This window comes from Kribbella koreensis (assembly GCF_039525325.1).
In the GTDB taxonomy this organism is placed as follows: Bacteria; Actinomycetota; Actinomycetes; order Propionibacteriales; family Kribbellaceae; genus Kribbella; species Kribbella koreensis.
The window spans coordinates 254,639-273,503 of record NZ_BAAAHK010000004.1 but is presented as its reverse complement, the minus strand read 5'-3'; the positions used below and the strand labels follow the sequence as shown (position 1 = coordinate 273,503).

Genomic DNA, 18,865 nt, shown 5'->3' with positions numbered 1-18,865 from the left:
TAGGTGACGCTTCGGGGTGAAACAGGATTGCGGAGTACTCTGCGGTGTGTAGTAGTGTGGTCGGCAGAGCACCGCGAGGCCGGTCTGAGGGGGCCGGGTTCGCGGTGCACCTAGCGGAGGTGGTGGAGGCGATGGATCCGAGTCAGCTGCTCAAGGGCGTGCTCGACCTGGCGGTCCTGGCGGTGTTGCGGGACGCGGACGGATACGGCTACGACGTACTGCGCCGGCTGCGGGCCGCCGGGCTCGAGGATGTCGCGGATGCGTCGGTGTACGGGACGTTGCGACGGCTGTTCGCGGCCGGTGCGCTGACGTCGTACGTGCAGCCCAGCGAGGAGGGCCCGCACCGCAAGTACTACGGGCTGAACAAGACCGGCCTGGATCTGCTCGCCGAGTCCACCAAGACGTGGAACCACTTCGCCGACACGATGTCGGTGTTGCTGCTCGAGGAGGCGGCTGCGTGAACAGCACTCTGACCGGACCGGTCGCGACCTACCTGACCCAAGTCAAGGCCGAGCTGAGCGACCTGCCGCCGGGCGAACTGGCCGAGGTTCTCGACGACGTGACCGGTCACCTGAGCGAGGTCGCCGCCGAGTTCGAGGAAGAGCCGACGGCCGCCGGCCTACAGGCCCGCCTCGGCACCCCGAGCCAGTACGCCGATGAGCTCCGCACCGCAGCCGGCTACCCACCGCGGACGAAGGCGGCCAAGCCGGAGCGTACCGGCGCCGAGGCCGCGCTGACCTGGGGAGTCATCGCCTCGATCGTCGGGCCGCTGTTCCTGATCATCGGGCTGACGAACGGCATCGGCGAGGCCGCCTTCTTCGGCACGATCGGCGTGCTCCTGCTCGCCGGCGCCGCCTTCATGGGCGTGCGGGCCTTGCAGGGCAGGGATCCGCGCATCGTCCTGGAGACGCATCGCGGTCAGCGCGGCGCGGAGCAGATCCGCAACCTGATCGACCAGATCCCGCCGAACGTCCGGCGCGACTTCGTCACCATCGGCCAGCCGGTGTGGTGGGTCGCCCGCGGCATCGTCGGAGGCGGCGCGGTCTTCGCCATGTCCGGCGCAGCCGCCGTGGTCGTGGTCGGCGCGCTCGCCGGCGCCATCGTCTCGGTCTGGATCGGCCGCAAGACACAGCAGGACCGCCGCTGGCTCTGGTACGTCGTACCGCTGAACGTGGTCGCGACCATCATCGTCCCGCTCTGGCTGGCGTACAGCTTCGTCGGCGGCTCGGCCGGACCCTTCACCAACTACCGCAGCCACGCCACCAGCAACAGCTACTACCCCCAGAACGGCCTGGCGCTGGACGGTACTTCGATCAGCAACGTGTACCCGTTCGACGAGCAGGGCCGCCAGGTGAAGGTCCGCCTCTACGACCAGGACGGCCGGCCGATCAGCCTGCCGCTGCAGAACTGTGCGGCCAGCAACGGCACCATCGGTGGCGGCGACTCGGTCAGCAACCTGTACCCGCAGGCTGTAGTACGGACCGACGAGCCGGCCCAGACGGATGCCAACGGCAACGACATCACCCCGTGCACGGAGACCGACAAGGCCCCGTTCGTCCCACCGCCGGCCCCGGCCACCACCCCGACCATGGGACCGACCACCGGCTCGACCCCGGGCGCCTCCACGACGCCCCGGCCGACCCCGACGCCGACAGCCAAGCCGTCGGTTCCGGCCGCGTCCACCAAGCCGACCCCGACCCCACCGGCCACCACCGGCAATCCGGGTGTCACCCTCACGGTCACCCCGACCCGCTGAACTACTTCAGAGCAACTGGGCTACATGTGCGCCGCGGCTACCGCGCGATACGTGTAGCCCAGTTTGCGATACACCGCGATCGCGGCATCGTTGTCCCCATGGACCATCAACCCGGTCCGCCCATGCCGCTTCACCAACTCGGCCGTCACGAACGCACACACCTCCCGTGACAACCCGCGTCCCCGAGCATCCGGCCGAGTCGCCACCCCAGCCATGAACCCCACCTCCGGCGCACTCCACCCATCCGCCGCGATGCTCAACAGGTCACCGGCCTCATCCACAACACCGGCCCACCGCAGTACGCCGGAAGCCCCCGGCCAGGCATAGGACTCCGGCGACGCCTCACTCAACACCGCCTCTACCCCGTCGTCGCCGTCCAGCCAGGCAGCCGTGGTCGGCTGGGACGGTACGACCGCCGTCTCCATCCACCCGAAAGTCGCCCGCAGCGACAACCCCGGCACCCGCGCGACCAACTCGCGAATCAACGCTTCCTCACCGAACGGCCGGAAACTCGTCCCCAGCTCACCAAGCAGCGAACCGACCAGCGGCACGAGATCGGCCAACGGCCCGCGCACCACCAGCCGATCGTGCTTCGACAGATCGGCGACGGCTACGGCCACCGCGTCACCGGCGTACCAGGCGCGGGCTCGATCGCCCAGGCCCTGCCCGCCCCAGACCACCAACGCGTCCCCATCGGCTCTCGCCGCCAACTCCCCAGCCGTTGCGATCTCATGCACGCAACCATTGTCCCTAACGCGTCAGCTAGGCGCCGAGGTGGATCGTTGCAGCGCGTACGGCGACAGATGGTGATACCCGCGCACCGATACCCGTCGCAATCGACGCAACCGGTACGCCGGATGGCCGTCGAGCGCGGCGGCCAGCTCCCGGTCGACCAGGACCCGTCCGGGTTTCGCCTCCGAGGTCAGCCGCGACGCGAGGTTGACGACCTCGCCGTACACGTCGCCGAGGCGGATCAAGATGCTGCCGTACGCGAGCCCGATCCGGAGCTCAGGCATGTCGCCGGCCTCCATCACCTTGTCCTGCAAGGCCAACGCGAGCGCGGCACCCTGCGCGGGCGTGTCGGTGACGAAGAGAACCTCGTCGCCGATCGACTTGATCACCCGGCCGCCGTTCAGCGCGACCACGTCGGCGGCCAGTCCTTCGAAGCGCTCGATCAGCTTGCCCAGCTCGACGATGGACAGCCGCCTGGTCAGCCGCGTGTAGCTGACGATGTCGGCGAAGCCCACCACCCGGACGCCACGCGACAGCTCGTCGGAGCCGGCCACCGCACGCCCGGCCGCTGCCGCCAGATGCCGGCGCCAGACATACGTCTGCAATCGTTCCATTGCCGGAAGCAACAACGTCGCGACCTCGATCGCGTCGTCGGCGGACAGCTTGGCGCCCGCCAGCAACTCCAGGAACATCGCCGACTGCCAAGACGCCAGCCGCGACTGCGTCTGACCGAGCTTGCGGGCCAGCGACGACTCCACCGCAGGATCGATGAAGCCGTCATCCTCGAGCGCCGCGACCAGCCGGAGTGCCTCGACATCACCGTCGGTGAAGGCGATCTCGTCGTCCGGTACGGTCGCGAAGCCGAGCGCATGCCACATCTGCTCGGCCCGCTCGATCGAGATCCCGGCCCGCTCGGACACCTGGATCCGGGTGAACTTCCGCTCCCCACCCAGCAACGCCTGCTCGAACTCCTGCTGCAACAACCCCAGATCCGGCTCCGGCGTCGAGCTCGCCCCGGAAGGCGGGGGTGCGGAGGCGGGCGTCGCTCCGTCCGCCTCGTCGGCTCGTCCCTCAGGAGCCGCCGCAGACCCCCGGGACGCCTCGGACACCTGGGACGCCTGGGACGCCTCGGACACCTGGGACGCCTCGGAGCCCGGCGCCTCCGGCCGCTTGGACGCCTCGGGGGCCGGCCCCTCGGACGCCAAGGCCGCGTCGGAGGCCGGCGGCGCTGCGGGATCAGCGGCGGCGCCGGATCCGGGGCGGTCAGTCCTTCTGGGGGCCACGGCGTTCGACGATGGTGGCGTCGATGGCATTGCGGAAGTTGGGGAGGCGGGTGGTCAGGTCGTCGAACTTCTCCCGGGTGAAGTGCAGCAGCTGCAGCCGCGACTTCGCCGTGACCGTTGCCGTTCGCAACCGGTTCTGCCGGACCGCGACCTCGCCGGCGATGTCGCCCGGGCCGAGCACGGCGATCTCCTCGCCCTTGACCCGGACCGAGGCGGTGCCGCTCAGGATCAGGTACGCCGCGTCGGGAGGCGTCTGCTCCAGGATCAGCGACCAGCCGGCCGGAACCGAGACCTCTTCGCCGGCCCGGAAGATGTCCTTGATCTCCCGCCCCGACAGGTCCGCGAACAGCGGCAGGTCCCGCGGGGACGTCCTACCCAGTGCCACAACGATCCTCCGAGCCCGCCGGGCGTTGACCCAGCGATAGCAGGCCGATGTTTCCAGTCAGTAACTCTAACGGTTGTTTTGTTCCGGGGTCACACCAGCATCGCCCAGGGGTTGGGCAGGAAGGCGACGTAATAGCGGTTCGCCCCTTAGCATCAGGGTCCGTACGCCGGTTCTGCGGCGTACCAAGCTCAGGGGTGGGCGCATGCGAGTAGCAATGGTGGGGATGGGGACCCGGGGGGACGCGCAACCAATGGCCGTCCTCGGCGCGGAACTGGCCGCACGTGGGCACGAAGTCACGCTCGGTGTGTCTTCCGATCTGGTCTGGCTCGGCGAAGCGCTCGGCCTGCGGACGATCGATCTGCGCACGAGCGCCCGGGAGTTCCTCGAGTCCGAACAGGGCCAGAAGTGGCTGGCCGCGGGCGACTTCCAGTCGTATGTGCGCTGGCTGATGGACCACAAGAACCAGGTCGCCGACCAGCTCCAGGCCGACCTGATCGACCTCGCGTCCGGAGCCGATGCCTTCATCTCCGGTACTGCGACCGAGCTCGAATCCGTCATCATCGCCGAAGCGGCAGGCATCCCCTACGCGTCGGTCTACCACGCCCCGATCCGCAGCAACAGCGCGTTCCCGCACCTGCTCGTCTCGACCGACATCTTCTCTCCGGAGCGGAACCTGGAGACGTACGCCGAGATCGACAGAACCAATTGGCCGCTCTTCGAGCCCTACGTCAACAAGCTCCGCGCCCGCGTCGGCCTCGCCCAGACCACGGAGACGACCGGCAGCCGCCTAGCCAGTTCCGGCGCCCTCGAGATCCAGGCGTACAGCCGGCACGTCGTACCGGAGCTCGCCGACTGGGACATCCGCCGACCGCTGACCGGGTTCCTCGCGCCATCGGCCGATCAGCGCAGACTGCTCGACGAGCTGGTCGACCCCGACCTCGACGCCTGGCTGGATGACGGCGAACCGCCCGTGTACTTCGGCTTCGGCAGCATGCCCGTACTCGACCCAGGCGCCGCGTTGACCATGATCGAGAAGGTCGCCGACACCCTCGGCGTCCGCGCCCTCGTCAACCTCAAAGCCAGTACTGCGAACGCCCGGACCGTCCGCGTCGTCGGCAACCTCAACCACGAGGTCGTCCTGCCCCGGTGCCGAGCGGCCGTCCACCACGGCGGCGCCGGTACCTCGGCCACCTCACTGCGCGCCGGCCTGCCCACGGTGATCTGCGCCGTCTTCGCCGACCAGCCCTTCTGGGGCGCCCAACTCCAGCGGATGGGCGTCGGCAGCACCCTGCGCTTCACCGACCTGAGCGAACCCACCCTGTTCGCAGCCCTCGAACCGATGCTTGCCGACGGCCCCCGTCAACGCGCCGCCGAACTCGCCGTCCTGCTCCGCGAGGAAGACGCCATCGACCAGACCGCCGACGCGTTCGAGGAATCGGTGTCCGGCTGACCTTCCGGATCATCGGTCGCCCACGCCACATAACCGTCCGGCCTCACCAGAACCCGGGCAGCCGCGAAGCCCTCGAGCTCCAGCAGCAGCGGACGCCCGGCGGCGAGCAATCCGGCGATGGTCGTCCCATCGCCCAGCTCCAGATCAGGCATCCGCCGCCCGATCAACGGATGGTCGCCGGGTGCATACGCGATCCCCAGGCCGGAGATGACACCGGCCAGCCGATGGTTGGCCTCGGGGATCCGCAGCAGGTCGAGGAAGGTCTCGCGCAGACAGGCGATGTCGTCGTCGGGGATCATCAGCACGCCTTGTGCTCTGGTGTTGGCCAGTACTGCGGCCGCTACCGGATGGCGCTCGTCGTGATAGCTGTCGAGCAGCTCCTCCGGTGCTTCGCCGTTGAGGTACGCGGCCAGCTTCCAGCCGAGGTTGAAGGCGTCCTGTAGGCCGAGGTTCATCCCTTGACCGCCGGTGGGTGAATGGATGTGCGCGGCATCGCCGGCCAGGAAGACCCGGCCGGCCCGATAGCGATCCGCCTGCCTCACCGCATCGGTGAAGCGCGACGCCCACCGGATCTCACGCAGGACCACCTTCGCGCCGTACCAGTTGGTCAAGGCCTCCGAGACCTCGTCGAAGCCGATCGGATCCTCCCTGACCAAGAGTTGTTGCTCAGGGCCCGTGAACAGCACTCGGTGGACACCGTGGCCGAGTGGGATCAGCGTGAGGACGGCGCCGTCCCGCGGTACCAGCGAAGGCAGTTGCCAACGGCCACTACTCTCGGCTCGCTGGTCGTCGAGGACGACGTCGGCGACGACGGCCGACATCCTGCCGTCGCGGCCGGGGAAGTCGATGGCGGTCAGTTTGCGGACCGCGCTCCTCCCGCCGTCACACCCAATGAGCCAGCCGGTGCGCATCGTCGTACCGTCCGCGAACGACGCTTCGACGCCGGCTGCGTCCTGTGTCAGGCCGGTCAGTTCGAGACCGCGCCGTACTGCGATGCCGCGGGCGGCGAGGTGGTTCTCGAGGTGCTGCTCGATGCGGGCCTGCGGAATCCCGAGCTGGTAAGGGAATCGCGTGTCCCAGCTGGAGTAGTCGAGGGTGACGGGCAGGCCGGCGAAGTGCCCGGCCGGCACCTGGTCGACGGCGTCATCGAGCAGCGGTTGCAGGAGTCCGCGCGAGTGCAGAATCTCGACCGATCGCGGTTGGAGGCTGAGTGCACGGGACTGTCCGGACCGCTCGGTCGCCTTGTCCGCGAGCGTCACCGGAATCCCGGCGAGGCTGAGCTCCGCCGCGAGCAACAACCCGGTCGGCCCGGCCCCGATCACCAGCACGCCGTCCGGCGCATCGCCTCGCGCGCGCTCGACCTGCGCGTCGTCGGTCATGCGAGGAGGTCGTTCTTACGGGAGTAGAGCATCATGAAGCCGTAGAGCAGGACGAACAGGACGATCCATTGCGCGGTCGTCACGCCGGGCACCGCGTCGAGTGGAAGCGCATAGGCGATCACCACCCGAACGACGGCGTCGAAGACCAGCCCGACGCCCCAGACGGCCGTGATCAAGCGCAGCCCGTGCCGGAAACGCGGCTCGGTCTCCCAGCGGCTCGCCCACACCTCGCCACCACCTTTGCCGCGCTTGGCCTCGGCGATTCCGCGACCGATCGACAGCAGCAACGGCTTGCCCGCAAGGAGAGTGCCGAGCATCCACAGTCCGCAGAGCGCGGTGATGACGCCATCCTTGGCGAGCAGCATCCGTGGGCTGTGAAGTGCCAGCGAGGCGATCGTGCCGACGGCCAGTGCGCTGATCATGAAGACGGCCATCCAGTCGACCTTGCGGTCGCGGACGAGCGCGTAGGCGGTTCGCAGTACCGGGATGACGGAACCGGCCAGGGTTGCGCCGAGGACGCCGACGCCCGACTGGCGTAGTACGTAAAAGATGAGCAGCGGCGCGACCAGGTCGATCAGGACCGGCGCGAGGACCGCTCCCCAGCGGGCCTTCGGTTTGGTTTCGGTCATCGCGGTCACGACAGCTCCGCTCGGGTCGCTCGGTCGAAGATCTCGGTCAGTTCGCGGGCGTAGGCCTTGGGATCCGCGCCGGCCACGAGCCGGCCGGCCGCGACGTCGATCGCCCCGCGCAGCGTCACCGCCATCAACAGCGAGTCGAAGGTCCGGAAGGCGCCGGCATGCTGGCCCTCGTCGAACAGCGCGACCAGCCGCACGACTGCGCCATCGGATTCCTCCGAGGGCATCGGTCCTGCGCCGAAGACGATCTGTTGAACAGCACGGACATGATCCGGCTGCGCGGCGATGAAGCCGATGTTCGAGGTGATGTACGCCGCGAGCAGCTCGGCCGGGCCGGTCGCCGCGTCGAGCGTTGGCCGCATGAAGGCCGCCGCGTCCTCGGTCACCTGCCGGAGCACCTCGGCGAGCAGCTCTTCCTTGGTCTGGAAGTGGTACGAGATCAGCCGCTTGCTGCTCAGCCCGGCCGCCTCGCAGATCGCATCGAACGACGTGCCCGCGTAACCGCGCTCGGCCAGTACGCCGATGGTCGCGCCGACGATCTGCTCGCGCCGGGCCGCCGTACTGCCCGCCCTCCCGTTTATCCGCATGTATAAAAATTACCCAGCTGGATAAAAAGTGTCAAGCGATCAGCCGTTGACCTGCCTGGGGCACCTCGCTAGCGTGGGCGAGAAATCGATTTCCTGCCGTTGGACGAGCATCATCGAGCCGCCTAGGAGACGCGCATGCAGAAGCGATTGGCCTTCATCCTTCCGGTGCTGCTCGGGGCCGCGCTGCTGCCGGCCAACCCCGCGCCGGACGCCCGCGCTTCGGCGGTACCGTCAGCTGCTGAAGCGGTACCGGCGCCGGCCGAGCGGGTCGCGAAGCTCACCGGGCCGGGATCGATCAACGACACCGAGGCTCGCTTCGGGCTGAAGGCGACCGATCTGGGCATCCTCTGGGACAACGGTTCGGGCGAGATCCTGACCGCGTTCGGCGATAGCTACGGCAGTGGCTGGACCGGGCCGGGTGGGGGCGCGGGCGATCCGGCGACCATCGACTGGCGTTGCAATCTGCTGTTCCGGAGCAAGGACCACAACCTCGCCGACGGCATGACGCTCGACAGCGCCGCCGAGGACCGGCCTGGGCACGCCAAGGAGTTCCTCGGCTGCAAGAAGATCGATCGGGACGAGCACACCGTGATCCCGACCGCGGGGATCTCGGTCGGCAAGCGGCAGTACGTGCAGTACATGTCAGTCAACTACTGGGGTCCGGCCGGCAGCTGGTTCACGAACCATTCGGGCTTCGCGTACTCCGACGACAACGGCGAGACCTGGACGAAGGATCCGAAGGCGATCTGGAAGAACACGGCCGCCTGGGACGACGACTTCCAGATGAACGCGCTGGTCCGGTCGGGCGGCTACGTCTACATGATCGGTACTCCGAACGGCCGGTTCGGCAACGCGCACCTGGCGCGCGTACCGGAGCAGCAGGTGTTGTCGAAGAAGGCGTGGCGCTATTGGGACGGCGGCAACTGGTCGCGCGATGAGCGTTCCGCAGTACCGATCGCTGCCGGGCCGATCAGTGAAGTGTCCGTGCAGTGGAACGCCTATCTCGGCAGGTGGTTGATGATGTACCTCGACGAGCAACGGGCTTCCGTCGTACTACGCTCCGCCGCGTCCCTCACCGGCCCGTGGTCCGGTCAGCAGGTGGTTGTCCGAGGCACCGACTTCCCCGGGCTCTACGGAACCTTCATGCATCCGTGGTCCGCCGGCCCCGACCTCTACTTCACGATGTCGCAGTGGGACCCGTACAACGTCTTCCTCATGCACACCAAGCTGACCGACGACGGCTCAGTCACCAACCTGGTAACGGATCCCGGCTTCGAAGCCCAGTCCGGTGCCGCTCCGTCGCCTCCCTGGCAACTCAACGGCCGAGGCGGCATCGACAAGGCCAACGTGGGCCACAGCGGCACCAGCAACGCCTTCGTCCGCGACTCGATCGGCCAGCACCAACTCCAGCAGACCGTCGCCGTCCGCCCCCACCACCGCTACAAACTCTCCGCCTGGATCCGCACCGCCGACAACAACACCGAAACGATGCTCGGCGCCCGAACCCTCCGCGGCAAGGTCATCACCCAGAAGACCGGCGGCGCACACCCGCAGTACACCCAAGTAACCACCATCTTCGACAGCGGCCGCGACTCATTGGTCCAGCTCTACGCCGGCTTCTTCGGCCACGGCCAAGACGTCTGGCTCCAACTCGACGACGTAGTACTCGAGGAAATTCGATGACCCTGCGCTGATGCCACCATTCGCCTGTGGATGTCGTGGTGCAACGGGTGCGGACCCGCTGGGGCAAGGAGTCCCGGGGCGGACCGAACGCGGCGGTACGCAACGGCGTACCGGTGGCCTTCGCGTTGCCGCCCGGGCCGGGCCCGATCTTTCACAGCGTCGAGATGGAGCAGTGGTCGGACTATCTGCCCCGAGTGTCGACGGGCGACCTCGCCCTGTTCGGGCTGGAGCTGACCGAGGACAACGGGCGATGCCGGGCGTACCCGAATACCTACTATCCGATGCCGCCGCGCAGTCGGCATCCCGCCGTGCGGATCGAGGCCGGCGAGTGGTTGCGGTGGCAGCTGAACTACCGCTTGGTGCACTACAACAGCGGTGAATGGATCTACCAGCTCGATACCTTCAACATCGGCTATGCGACCACAGATCCGCGGGTGTTTCTCGGCACTCCGCCTCGGGTGATCGACGAACTCGGCTCGCTGCGCTAGTTGGCGCTTCGGTAGCGGCCGGGGGTGGTGCCTACCAGGGTGGTGAAGGCGGTGATGAAGGTGCTGGGGTTGGACCAGCCGCAGGCGTGGGCGGTGTGGGTTGTGTCGTGGCCTTCGGCCAGTAGGACCAGGGCGTGGCAGATGCGGAGTTGGGTGCGCCATTGATAGAAGGTCAGGCCGAGTTCGTCGCGGAGTAGGCGGCTGAGGGTGCGGGCACTGGCGCCGATCTTGTGGCCGAGTTCGGCCAGCGGGGTGTTGTCGGCAGGCTCGTCGTACAGGAGCTGGGCCAGGGCACGTAGTCGGTCATCGTGGGGCTCGGGAAGTTGCAACGGTTGTTCTTGGGCTTGGTCCAGTTCGTCGACGAGCACGCGCACGAGGCGGTTCTGGGCGGTAGTGCCATGGCCGCCGGCGTCGTAACTGCGGGGGCCGGTGAGGGTGAGCAGTACCTCGCGGGCCAGGTCGGAGACGGTGAACACGGACGGGCGAGTCGGCACGAGCCGGGCCTGGGCTGGTGTGAGGAACAGGATTCGCATGTCGGTGTCGCCGTGAGCCTGGTGGTAGTGCGTGAACCCGCCGGGCGTCCAGGCGACTCGGTTCGCCGGGACCACCGAGGTGCCTTGTTCGGTATGGACCGAGAGGACGCCGCGAGCCGCGTACACGAGGTGTCCTCGCGGGTGGGAGTGCGCCGTACTGGTTCCGCCCGACGGCCAGACGTGGACTCCTCCGGACGGCCATAGATGCAGGGTCCGAGGTGATGACGGAGATTGGCGGCCAACGGGCATGAGTTGGCAGTTTACCGGTGGCCCGCCACGAGGTCGCGCGGCGAGAGTTGAGGCATGCGAACGACGATGCGAGCGGCGGTCTGTGTCCGGGCGGGCGATCCCGAAGTACTGGAGATCCGCGAGGTGCCGATTCCGGAGGTGCGGGAGGGGTGGAGTCTGGTGCAGGTGAAGGGGGCCGGGCTCAACCGGTCCGAGCTGCGAACGCGGCAGGGGCATTCGCCCAGCGTGAGCTTCCCGCGGGTGCTCGGGATCGAGTGCGTCGGGATCGTGGTGGCGTCGACGGATGCGCGGCTGCCGGAGGGTACGACCGTCGCGGCGGTGATGGGCGAGATGGGGCGGGCGTTCGACGGCGGCTATGCGGAGTACGCGTTGTTACCGAACTCGTTGCTGATGCCTCTCACCACGACACTGCCCTGGGGGATCTTGGCGGCGCTCCCCGAGACGTACCTGACCGCGCAGGGCTCACTCGATGCATTGGGGCCTGGCGGCAGCTTGCTGATCCGCGGCGGGACCTCGTCGGTGGGGATGGCGGCCGCATCGATTGCCACCGGCCACGGCATCACGGTGGCGGCGACTACCCGGAGTACGGACAAAGCCGAGGCGCTGACCGCGGCTGGTGTCGAGCACGTGCTCATCGACGACGGCGAGTCGCTGGCCGCGGCGGTGCAGGCGATCTGGCCGGAGGGTCCCGACAATGTGCTCGATCTCGTCGGGGCGAGGACGGCCTTGGATTCGTTGAGGTTGGTACGCCGTGGTGGCACGGTCTGTGTGTCCGGGTCGCTCAGCGGGTGGTCGATCCCGGAGTTCGAACCGATCGCAATGATCCCGTCCGGGACCCGCCTCACGACCTTCCACAGCAAGGATGCTTCGGGCAGCAGCACGTTGCAGCGGATCGTCGATGAGGTCGAGGCCGGCGTCTACCGGCCCAACCTCGACCGCGTCTTCACGCTGGACGAGATCGCCAAGGCCCATCACCACATGGAGAACAACCAGGCCACGGGGAAGGTCGTCGTCATTCCTTAGTGACTGCGGGTACGCCGCGAGCGGTGGGAACGCGAGCGCTCGGTACGCCGCCGTACCGGCCGCCGCGGACCCACCAGGCGCGGACCGGCCAGCCGGTCCTCCAGTCGACGGGCCTCACGCCGGATCGGCTGAGCCACGTATTCGCCGAGGATCACGCCCGACGCGAGGGCGACGCCGATGGCGACCGCCGTGGCCAGCGAGACGATGCCGATGAGGTTGCCGAGGCTCATCAACTCGAGCAAACCCTTGTAAATGGTGAGTCCTGGAAGCAGCGGGACCGTGCCGGAGACGACGACCACCAGGGGCGGGACGCCGGAGCGGCGGCCCAGGGAGTAGCCGGTGAGGCCGACGACGAAGGCGGCTGCCGCGGTCGACCAGGCCGGGCCGAACTGCGCGCGCGACATCAAGGTGAAGACGAGCGAACCGAGCCCGCCGACGATCGCGATCGGGAGCAGGGAACGCAGCGGGGAGTACGACGCGTAGGCGAACGCGACGGCCATCAGAGCGCCGGATCCGACCATGACGGGGAGGTTGCTGAGCTGGATCGTCTGGGCCTCGATGGCTACCGGGAGACCCATTTTGATGCCGAGGCTGATGCCCAGTGAGACGCCGGCGATGATTCCGCCGGTGAGCAGCATCGCTTCGAGGCTTCGGGCGGCGGCGGTGACGTAGTACCCGGTGATCGCGTCTTGGACGGCACCGGTGAGGGCGATGCCGGCGAGCAACATGATGATGCCGGCGGCAACTACCAGGGATGGTTTCACTGGGGCGTGTACGGCGTACAGGATCAGGGCTACGGCCGTTGCGACGAAAGCGCCTGCGACCTGTTGGTAGAAGGCGGGGAGGCGTTGGCGGTTGAACCAGCGGTTGCTGAGCTCGATGAAGCAGGCGGTGACGACGGCGACGAGGGTGATCAGCCAGCCGCCGCCGAGAAGGAGGGTCGCGCCGCCGGCCATCACGCCCCAGGCGACTACCGAGCTCCAGCGCGGGAAGGGCGGGCCGGCTGAGACCATCCGGGCCAGCTCGCGGCTGGCTTCTTCGCGGGTGAGTTCGGCGCGGACGAAGCGGCGTACGAGTTGGTCGACGGCTGTCAGGCGGGAGAAGTCCTGGCCGCGGTACCGGACGATGCGCATGTGCGTCTCGGGGGCGACGTCGGGCGCTGCCTGGTACGAGATCGCGATCGAGGTGAAGGTGATGTCGACCTCGCAACCGCGCAGTCCGGCGGCGGCGGTCACGCTGAGGATGGTGGCGGTGGCGTCCGCGGTGCCGGCGCCGCTGGAGAGCACGACCTCGCCGATCCGCAGAGCGAGATCGAGGGTGCGATAAAGCTCACGCTGCTCATCCCGCGCCCGCTCATCCGCCGCCTGCAGTTCAGCCGACAACTCATCCACCGACAACTCACCGGTCGTCGGCTCGGACTCCCGCCGCTCCCGCCGCCGTCGCTCAGCCTGCCGACGCTCAGCTTGCCGGCGTTCGCCCAGGCGGAGGTCTTCCGTCAGGGTGACGTCGAGCGACGGTGGGCCTGTCTCGCCCCCGTCGGCTGCCGAATCGCCGCGCTTGGCCACCGTGCTCCTTTCGTCTCCTGAAACGACGCTAACGCCCATCGCCTCGCCGTACCCCATCCGCCGATCGGCACCCCGCTGTCCGGAATCGGCCTGCAATCGCTTTCCACCGACTTTCCCGACAGGTTGACTCGCCGTGACGGCCCACCTAAGGTTGCGGTCACGAGCCTTGGAAAGCCCTTTCCAAGGCTTCAGCAGCCCAACGCGAGGAGACGAGCATGTGCGAGTTCGGCCCGGCCGCGGCACTGCCCGGCGGTATCGGCGTCTCGCGGCTGACCGTGTACGACATCGAGGCGCCCGACGGTCTGGTCGGCGGCACCCCGCACGTCCACCTCGCCTGCTCCGAGGGGTACTACGTGATCGCCGGCTCCGGCGCGGTCCAGACCCTCAACCCGAAGGGCTTCACCGAGACCCCGCTGCAGGCCGGCACGGTCGTCTGGTTCGACCCCGGCACGATCCACCGGCTGATCAACGGCGGTGGCCTGCAGATCCTCACCCTGATGTCGAACTCCGGCCTCCCCGAGGCAGGCGACGCCGTCCTCACGCTCCCACCCGAGCACCTCACCGACCGCGAGACGTACCTCGAGGCCACCACGCTCACCGGTGAAGGCGAGGCCCGTACGCCGTCCGCGATGGCCCGCCGCAACCTGGCCCTCGAAGGCTTCGCCGTACTACGCGACGCGTACGCCGCCGACGGCCCCACCGCCCTCGACGCGTTCTACGAGTCAGCCGTCCGCATCGTCCAGCCCCAACTCGCCGACTGGCGCAAGCGCTGGGAACAAGGCGCCCGCCGCCTCGCCGACGAAACCGGCGCCGCACTCGAAGCTCTCGAAGCAGGCAAAGCCCCCCACCTGCAGACCGCAGAGCTCCACGAACTCCCTGCCCCCACCGAGTTCGGCCGCCACGGCATGTGCGGCCGCCTCGATGTCTATGACCTGAACCAGCACCCGTGAAACCGCCCCACACCCCGCGCAGACCGCGCCGAAGAGAGGTATGACTGTGAACGATCGACGCGTCGGCATCGTGATGAACGGCGTCACCGGCCGGATGGGCCTGCGCCAGCACCTGGAGCGTTCCATCGTGGCGATCCGCGAGCAGGGCGGGATCCCGGCCGCCGACGGAACGATGATCATCCCCGAGCCGATCCTGGTCGGCCGCAACGAACTCAAGCTGAAGAACATCGCCGACCAGTACGGTCTGAGCCGCTGGACCACCGACCTGTCCGAGGCGCTCGCCGAGCCCGACGTCGAGATCTACTTCGACTCCCAGCTCACCCAGCTCCGCGAGAAGGGCGTCCGCGCCGCCGTCGAAGCAGGTAAGGCGATCTACTGCGAGAAGCCGATCGCCGAAGGCCTCGAGGCAGCCGTCGACCTGGCCCGCCTGGTCCGCGACTCCGGGCTGAAGAACGGCGTCGTCCAGGACAAGCTCTCGCTGCCCGGCCTGCGCAAGCTCAAGCGCCTCGTCGACGGCGGCTTCTTCGGCGAGATCCTGTCGGTCCGGGGCGAGTTCGGCTACTGGGTCTTCGAGGGCGACTGGCAGGAAGCACAGCGACCGGCCTGGAACTACAAGACCGAAGAGGGCGGCGGCATCGTCGTCGACATGTTCTGCCACTGGCGGTACGTGCTCGACCAGATCTTCGCCCCGGTCAAGTCGGTCTACTGCCAGGGCGCGACCCACATCCCGACCCGGTACGACGAGCAGGGTCAGGCCTACCAAGCCACCGCCGAGGACGCGGCGTACGGGGTCTTCGAGCTGGAGGGCGGCATCATCGCCCAGCTCAACTCGTCCTGGACGACGCGGGTGTTCCGTGACGAGCTGGTCGAGTTCCAGGTCGACGGTACCGAGGGCAGCGCCGTCGCCGGCCTGCGCAACTGCCGTGCCCAGCACCGCTCCGCGACCCCCAAGCCCGTCTGGAACCCAGACCTCCCGGCCGCGTACTCGTTCCGCGACCAGTGGGCCGAGGTGCCCGACAACGAGGTCTTCGACAACGGCTTCAAGGTCCAGTGGGAGATGTTCCTGCGCCACGTCGTCGACGACGCCCCCTTCACCTGGGACTTCGTCGAAGGCGCCAAGGGCGTCCAGCTGGCCGAACTGGGCCTCCAGTCCTGGCGCGAAGGCCGCAAGCTGGAGGTCCCCGCCCTCGACATCGAGTCCCGCCCATGACCCTGTCCCTCCGCCTACCCCTCAACGGCAGCCTGGAGACCTACCAGCTAGTCGGTACTCCGATTGCCGCCGGCAACTACAACCCGGCAACCTCTCGCTTGGCCTTCGCCGCTGCCCACGTGGTGTCGGATCCGTTGGCCGACAACTCGCCGGGCGCGCCCGCGGCCATCGACTGGGACCACACCCTAGGCTTCCGCCGCCACCTCTGGTCCCTGGGCCTCTCGGTAGCCGAAGCCATGGACACAGCCCAACGAGGCATGGGCCTCGACTGGCCGGCAACCCAGGAGCTGATCCGCCGCTCAGCCGCCGAAGCACCAGCTGGGCGTATTGCAGTTGGCGTGGGCACAGACCAGCTGCCTGCGGGCACTCACGCACTCGACGCCGTGATCGCCGCCTACGAAGAGCAATTGGCACTCGCCGAAGAGGTCGGGGCTCAACCCATCCTCATGGCCAGCCGAGCCCTGTGCGCCGCCGCCAACTCACCGGACGACTACCGCAAGGTGTACGACCACCTGCTGAGCCAGTCGTCCCGGCCGGTGATCCTGCATTGGCTCGGCTCCATGTTCGATCCCGCCCTCGACGGATACTGGGGCAGCGACTCACTCGATACTGCCGCGGACGTAGTCGTCGACCTGATCAACGAGAACGTGAGCAAGGTCGACGGGATCAAGGTGTCCTTGCTCGACGCGGCCAAAGAAGTTGCCCTGCGCAAGCGTCTGCCCGAGGGCATCCGGCTCTACACGGGCGACGACTTCAACTACCCGGAGCTGATTCGGGGCGACGGTGAGCGGTACAGCGACGCGTTGCTCGGGATCTTCGCCGCGATCGCGCCGGCCGCCGCGGCCGCGTTGAAGGCGCTCGACGACGGCGAGCTGGTGAAGTACGAGGAGATCTTCGCACCGACCGTCCCGCTGGCGCGGCAGATCTTCTCGGCGCCGACGTACTACTACAAGACCGGAATCGCCTTCCTGGCTTGGCTCAACGGACACCAGCCCGGCTTCGGCATGGTCGGCGGGCTGCAGACCGGCCGCTCGCTGTCACACCTGGCCGACACCTTCCGGCTGGCCGATGCGGCCGGCGTACTGACCTCGCCCGAGCTGGCGACAACCCGCTTCAAGCAGCTGCTAGCGGTCGGCGGGATCGACGCATGAATCGCTACAGCCTCAACCAGGCGACCACGAAGTACTGGCCGCTGGAGGACGTCGTCGCCGCCAGCGCCAAAGCCGACCTGTCCTGGATCGGCCTGTGGCGCGAGCCGATCCAGGAGTACGGCGTCGAGCGCTCGGCCAAGCTCGTCGCCGACGCCGGACTACGCGTTTCCTCCTTGTGCAGAAGCGGTTTCTTCACCGCCACCGACGCCGCCGAACGCCAGGCGAAGATCGAGGACAACCGCCGAGCGATCGACGAGGCGGCCACCCTCGGCACCGACGTGCTGGTGCTCGTCAGCGGCGGCCTCCCACCCGGCTCCCGCGACATCGACGGCGCCCGCGGCATGATCCGCGACGGCCTCGCCGAGCTTGCGCCGTACGCCGGTGAGCGCGGTGTCCGTCTGGCGGTCGAGCCCCTGCACCCGATGTTCTGCTCCGACCGCTGCGTCGTCTCCTCGCTGAGCGGCGCCCTCGACCTGGCCGAGCAGTTCCCCGTCGAACAGGTCGGCGTGGTCGTCGATGCCTACCATCTCTGGTGGGATGCCGACATCTACCGCCAGATCGAGCGGGCCGGCGCCCGGATCTGCTCGTACCAAGTGAGCGACTGGACCACCCCGCTCCCCGCCGACAACCTGCTCGGCCGCGGCATGATGGGCGACGGCTCGATCGAGCTGCGCCGGCTCCGCGCGGCCTGCGACGCGGCCGGGTACGACGGGCCGGTCGAGGTCGAGATCTTCAACCAGCAACTGTGGGACGCGCCCGGCCAGGACGTCTTCGACCTCGCTCTGGCGCGGTATCTAGAGCACGTCGCCTGACCCCACCTAGAAGCTGCATCCAGAAACTCGAAGGAGCCACCTCCCCATGAGCGACCGGACCATTCCCGCTGACGGCATCGGCATGCACCTCTACACGATGCGCGAGGCACTCGCCGCCGACTACCCCGGCACCCTGCAGCGACTCGCGGAGATCGGCTACCAGACGATCGGTGTCAGCGGCCGCTTCGGCCACTCGGCCGAGGAGATCCGCTCGTACGCCGATGCGGCCGGCCTGAAGATCGTGCTCGAGCACGTCGGCTATCCCCGGCTGACCGACAACTGGGAGGGCGCTCTCGCGGACGTCCGGACGCTCGGCGGCCAGTGGGTCGTCGTACCGTCGCTTCCGGTCGAGCTGCGCACGCTCGACGGGTTCCGGGAGGCCGCTCGCGCTTTCAACACCGCGGGACAGTTGGCGAAGAAGGAAGGGCTGAAGCTGCTCTTCCACAACCACGGCCATGACTTCGACGAGGTCGACGGGCAGGTGCTGTTCGACATCCTGCTCGACGAGGTCGACGCCGACCTGCTCGGCTTCGAGCTCGACCTGTACTGGGTGGTCAACGGCGGCAAGGACCCGATCGACTACTTCCGCGACCACCCCGGCCGGTTCCCCGCGCTGCACGTGAAGGACATGGCGACGGACGGTTCGTTCGCGGACGTCGGCACCGGCACGCTCGACTTCGCCGCGATCTTCGCTCACGCAGAGTCGGGTGGCGTGCAGCAGTGGCTGGTCGAGCACGATGCACCGACCGATCAGTGGGAGTCGGCGCGTACGTCGTACCAGGCGCTGGCATCGATTCGCTACTGATCGGTTTCTCACGGTACGTACCGGTAGGCGTATTCTCGTCACTGACAGCACGCGGTCGGCTCCCGTCCGGCGTAAATCGGTCGTCCGTGCCGCGCTGGAGAGCGTCTTCCGGCGTGAATGGTCTGTCACCCTGTAAGAGGGCCCTCACCACGGCGGGGTCCCGTGAGGCCGCCGACGCCGTGACGCCGG

Annotated in this window: 19 protein-coding genes; 11 read left to right on the top strand and 8 right to left on the bottom strand. The window is 68.3% G+C overall.

What is annotated here, in order from left to right; genetic code table 11:
• The first annotated feature begins 131 nt into the window (after nucleotides 1–131).
• Nucleotides 132–461 (top strand): PadR family transcriptional regulator, encoded by a 330-nt coding sequence (locus tag ABD116_RS09640; RefSeq protein ID WP_343967149.1) that lies wholly within the window; start codon nucleotides 132–134, stop codon nucleotides 459–461.
• Nucleotides 458–1,756: an HAAS signaling domain-containing protein gene (locus ABD116_RS09635; protein ID WP_343967147.1), complete on the top strand. Its 1,299-nt coding sequence runs from the start codon at nucleotides 458–460 to the stop codon at nucleotides 1,754–1,756. The genes ABD116_RS09640 and ABD116_RS09635 overlap by 4 nt, the downstream gene beginning before the upstream one ends.
• Nucleotides 1,757–1,776: 20 nt before the next feature.
• Here ABD116_RS09635 and ABD116_RS09630 read toward each other — a convergent pair whose 3' ends face one another.
• From ABD116_RS09630 to ABD116_RS09620, 3 genes are read right to left on the bottom strand one after another with little or no spacing between them, the layout of a single operon-like run.
• A complete protein-coding gene (locus tag ABD116_RS09630) occupies nucleotides 1,777–2,493 on the bottom strand; it encodes a GNAT family N-acetyltransferase (RefSeq protein WP_343967145.1) in 717 nt (238 codons plus the stop codon).
• 21 nt (nucleotides 2,494–2,514) lie between these two features.
• Nucleotides 2,515–3,771: an adenylate/guanylate cyclase domain-containing protein gene (locus tag ABD116_RS09625; RefSeq protein ID WP_343967143.1), complete on the bottom strand. Its 1,257-nt coding sequence runs from the start codon at nucleotides 3,769–3,771 to the stop codon at nucleotides 2,515–2,517.
• The gene (locus ABD116_RS09620) at nucleotides 3,752–4,156 is read right to left on the bottom strand and encodes a cyclic nucleotide-binding domain-containing protein (protein WP_343967141.1); all 405 of its coding nucleotides are present in this window, start codon (nucleotides 4,154–4,156) and stop codon (nucleotides 3,752–3,754) included. The genes ABD116_RS09625 and ABD116_RS09620 overlap by 20 nt, the downstream gene beginning before the upstream one ends.
• Before the next feature lie 202 nt (nucleotides 4,157–4,358).
• Between ABD116_RS09620 and ABD116_RS09615 the strand changes: the two genes are divergently transcribed.
• Nucleotides 4,359–5,606, top strand: a complete 1,248-nt coding sequence (locus tag ABD116_RS09615; protein WP_343967139.1) for a glycosyltransferase — start codon at nucleotides 4,359–4,361, stop codon at nucleotides 5,604–5,606.
• Here the strand turns inward: ABD116_RS09615 and ABD116_RS09610 are convergent.
• The 3 genes from ABD116_RS09610 to ABD116_RS09600 are packed head-to-tail and all read right to left on the bottom strand — an operon-like array spanning nucleotide 5,516 to nucleotide 8,207.
• The gene (locus ABD116_RS09610; protein ID WP_343967137.1) at nucleotides 5,516–6,985 is read right to left on the bottom strand and encodes an FAD-dependent monooxygenase; all 1,470 of its coding nucleotides are present in this window, start codon (nucleotides 6,983–6,985) and stop codon (nucleotides 5,516–5,518) included. The two genes, ABD116_RS09615 and ABD116_RS09610, sit on opposite strands and share 91 nt — an antisense overlap.
• Complete coding sequence (locus ABD116_RS09605; RefSeq protein WP_343967135.1) at nucleotides 6,982–7,614, bottom strand: VC0807 family protein; 633 nt, start codon at nucleotides 7,612–7,614, stop codon at nucleotides 6,982–6,984. The genes ABD116_RS09610 and ABD116_RS09605 overlap by 4 nt, the downstream gene beginning before the upstream one ends.
• A gap of 5 nt (nucleotides 7,615–7,619) precedes the next feature.
• On the bottom strand, nucleotides 7,620–8,207 hold the full coding sequence (locus ABD116_RS09600; RefSeq protein WP_343967133.1) for a TetR/AcrR family transcriptional regulator: 588 nt from the start codon (nucleotides 8,205–8,207) through the stop codon (nucleotides 7,620–7,622).
• A 135-nt stretch (nucleotides 8,208–8,342) separates the two neighbouring features.
• Here ABD116_RS09600 and ABD116_RS09595 point away from each other — a divergent pair, with 135 nt between their 5' ends.
• Nucleotides 8,343–9,890, top strand: coding sequence for a glycoside hydrolase family 183 protein (locus tag ABD116_RS09595; protein WP_343967131.1), 1,548 nt, complete (start codon nucleotides 8,343–8,345; stop codon nucleotides 9,888–9,890).
• 26 nt (nucleotides 9,891–9,916) lie between these two features.
• Nucleotides 9,917–10,378: a hypothetical protein gene (locus ABD116_RS09590; RefSeq protein ID WP_343967129.1), complete on the top strand. Its 462-nt coding sequence runs from the start codon at nucleotides 9,917–9,919 to the stop codon at nucleotides 10,376–10,378.
• On the opposite strand, the gene ABD116_RS09585 is transcribed toward ABD116_RS09590, so the two are convergent.
• Nucleotides 10,375–11,037, bottom strand: coding sequence for a helix-turn-helix domain-containing protein (locus ABD116_RS09585; protein ID WP_343967128.1), 663 nt, complete (start codon nucleotides 11,035–11,037; stop codon nucleotides 10,375–10,377). The genes ABD116_RS09590 and ABD116_RS09585 overlap by 4 nt on opposite strands.
• A 177-nt stretch (nucleotides 11,038–11,214) precedes the next feature.
• On the opposite strand from ABD116_RS09585, the gene ABD116_RS09580 reads away from it, so the two are divergent.
• A complete protein-coding gene (locus tag ABD116_RS09580; RefSeq protein ID WP_343967126.1) occupies nucleotides 11,215–12,183 on the top strand; it encodes a zinc-binding dehydrogenase in 969 nt (322 codons plus the stop codon).
• On the opposite strand, the gene ABD116_RS09575 is transcribed toward ABD116_RS09580, so the two are convergent.
• A complete protein-coding gene (locus tag ABD116_RS09575) occupies nucleotides 12,180–13,748 on the bottom strand; it encodes a threonine/serine exporter family protein (RefSeq protein WP_343967124.1) in 1,569 nt (522 codons plus the stop codon). The genes ABD116_RS09580 and ABD116_RS09575 overlap by 4 nt on opposite strands.
• Before the next feature lie 215 nt (nucleotides 13,749–13,963).
• On the opposite strand from ABD116_RS09575, the gene ABD116_RS09570 reads away from it, so the two are divergent.
• From ABD116_RS09570 to ABD116_RS09550, 5 genes are read left to right on the top strand one after another with little or no spacing between them, the layout of a single operon-like run.
• Nucleotides 13,964–14,698, top strand: a complete 735-nt coding sequence (locus ABD116_RS09570; protein ID WP_343967122.1) for a cupin domain-containing protein — start codon at nucleotides 13,964–13,966, stop codon at nucleotides 14,696–14,698.
• 40 nt (nucleotides 14,699–14,738) lie between these two features.
• The gene (locus tag ABD116_RS09565) at nucleotides 14,739–15,908 is read left to right on the top strand and encodes a Gfo/Idh/MocA family protein (protein WP_343967120.1); all 1,170 of its coding nucleotides are present in this window, start codon (nucleotides 14,739–14,741) and stop codon (nucleotides 15,906–15,908) included.
• Nucleotides 15,905–17,059, top strand: coding sequence for a dihydrodipicolinate synthase family protein (locus ABD116_RS09560; RefSeq protein WP_343967118.1), 1,155 nt, complete (start codon nucleotides 15,905–15,907; stop codon nucleotides 17,057–17,059). The genes ABD116_RS09565 and ABD116_RS09560 overlap by 4 nt, the downstream gene beginning before the upstream one ends.
• Complete coding sequence (locus ABD116_RS09555; RefSeq protein WP_343967116.1) at nucleotides 17,056–17,871, top strand: sugar phosphate isomerase/epimerase family protein; 816 nt, start codon at nucleotides 17,056–17,058, stop codon at nucleotides 17,869–17,871. The genes ABD116_RS09560 and ABD116_RS09555 overlap by 4 nt, the downstream gene beginning before the upstream one ends.
• A 46-nt stretch (nucleotides 17,872–17,917) precedes the next feature.
• Complete coding sequence (locus ABD116_RS09550) at nucleotides 17,918–18,676, top strand: sugar phosphate isomerase/epimerase family protein (protein ID WP_343967114.1); 759 nt, start codon at nucleotides 17,918–17,920, stop codon at nucleotides 18,674–18,676.
• Nucleotides 18,677–18,865 lie beyond the last annotated feature (189 nt).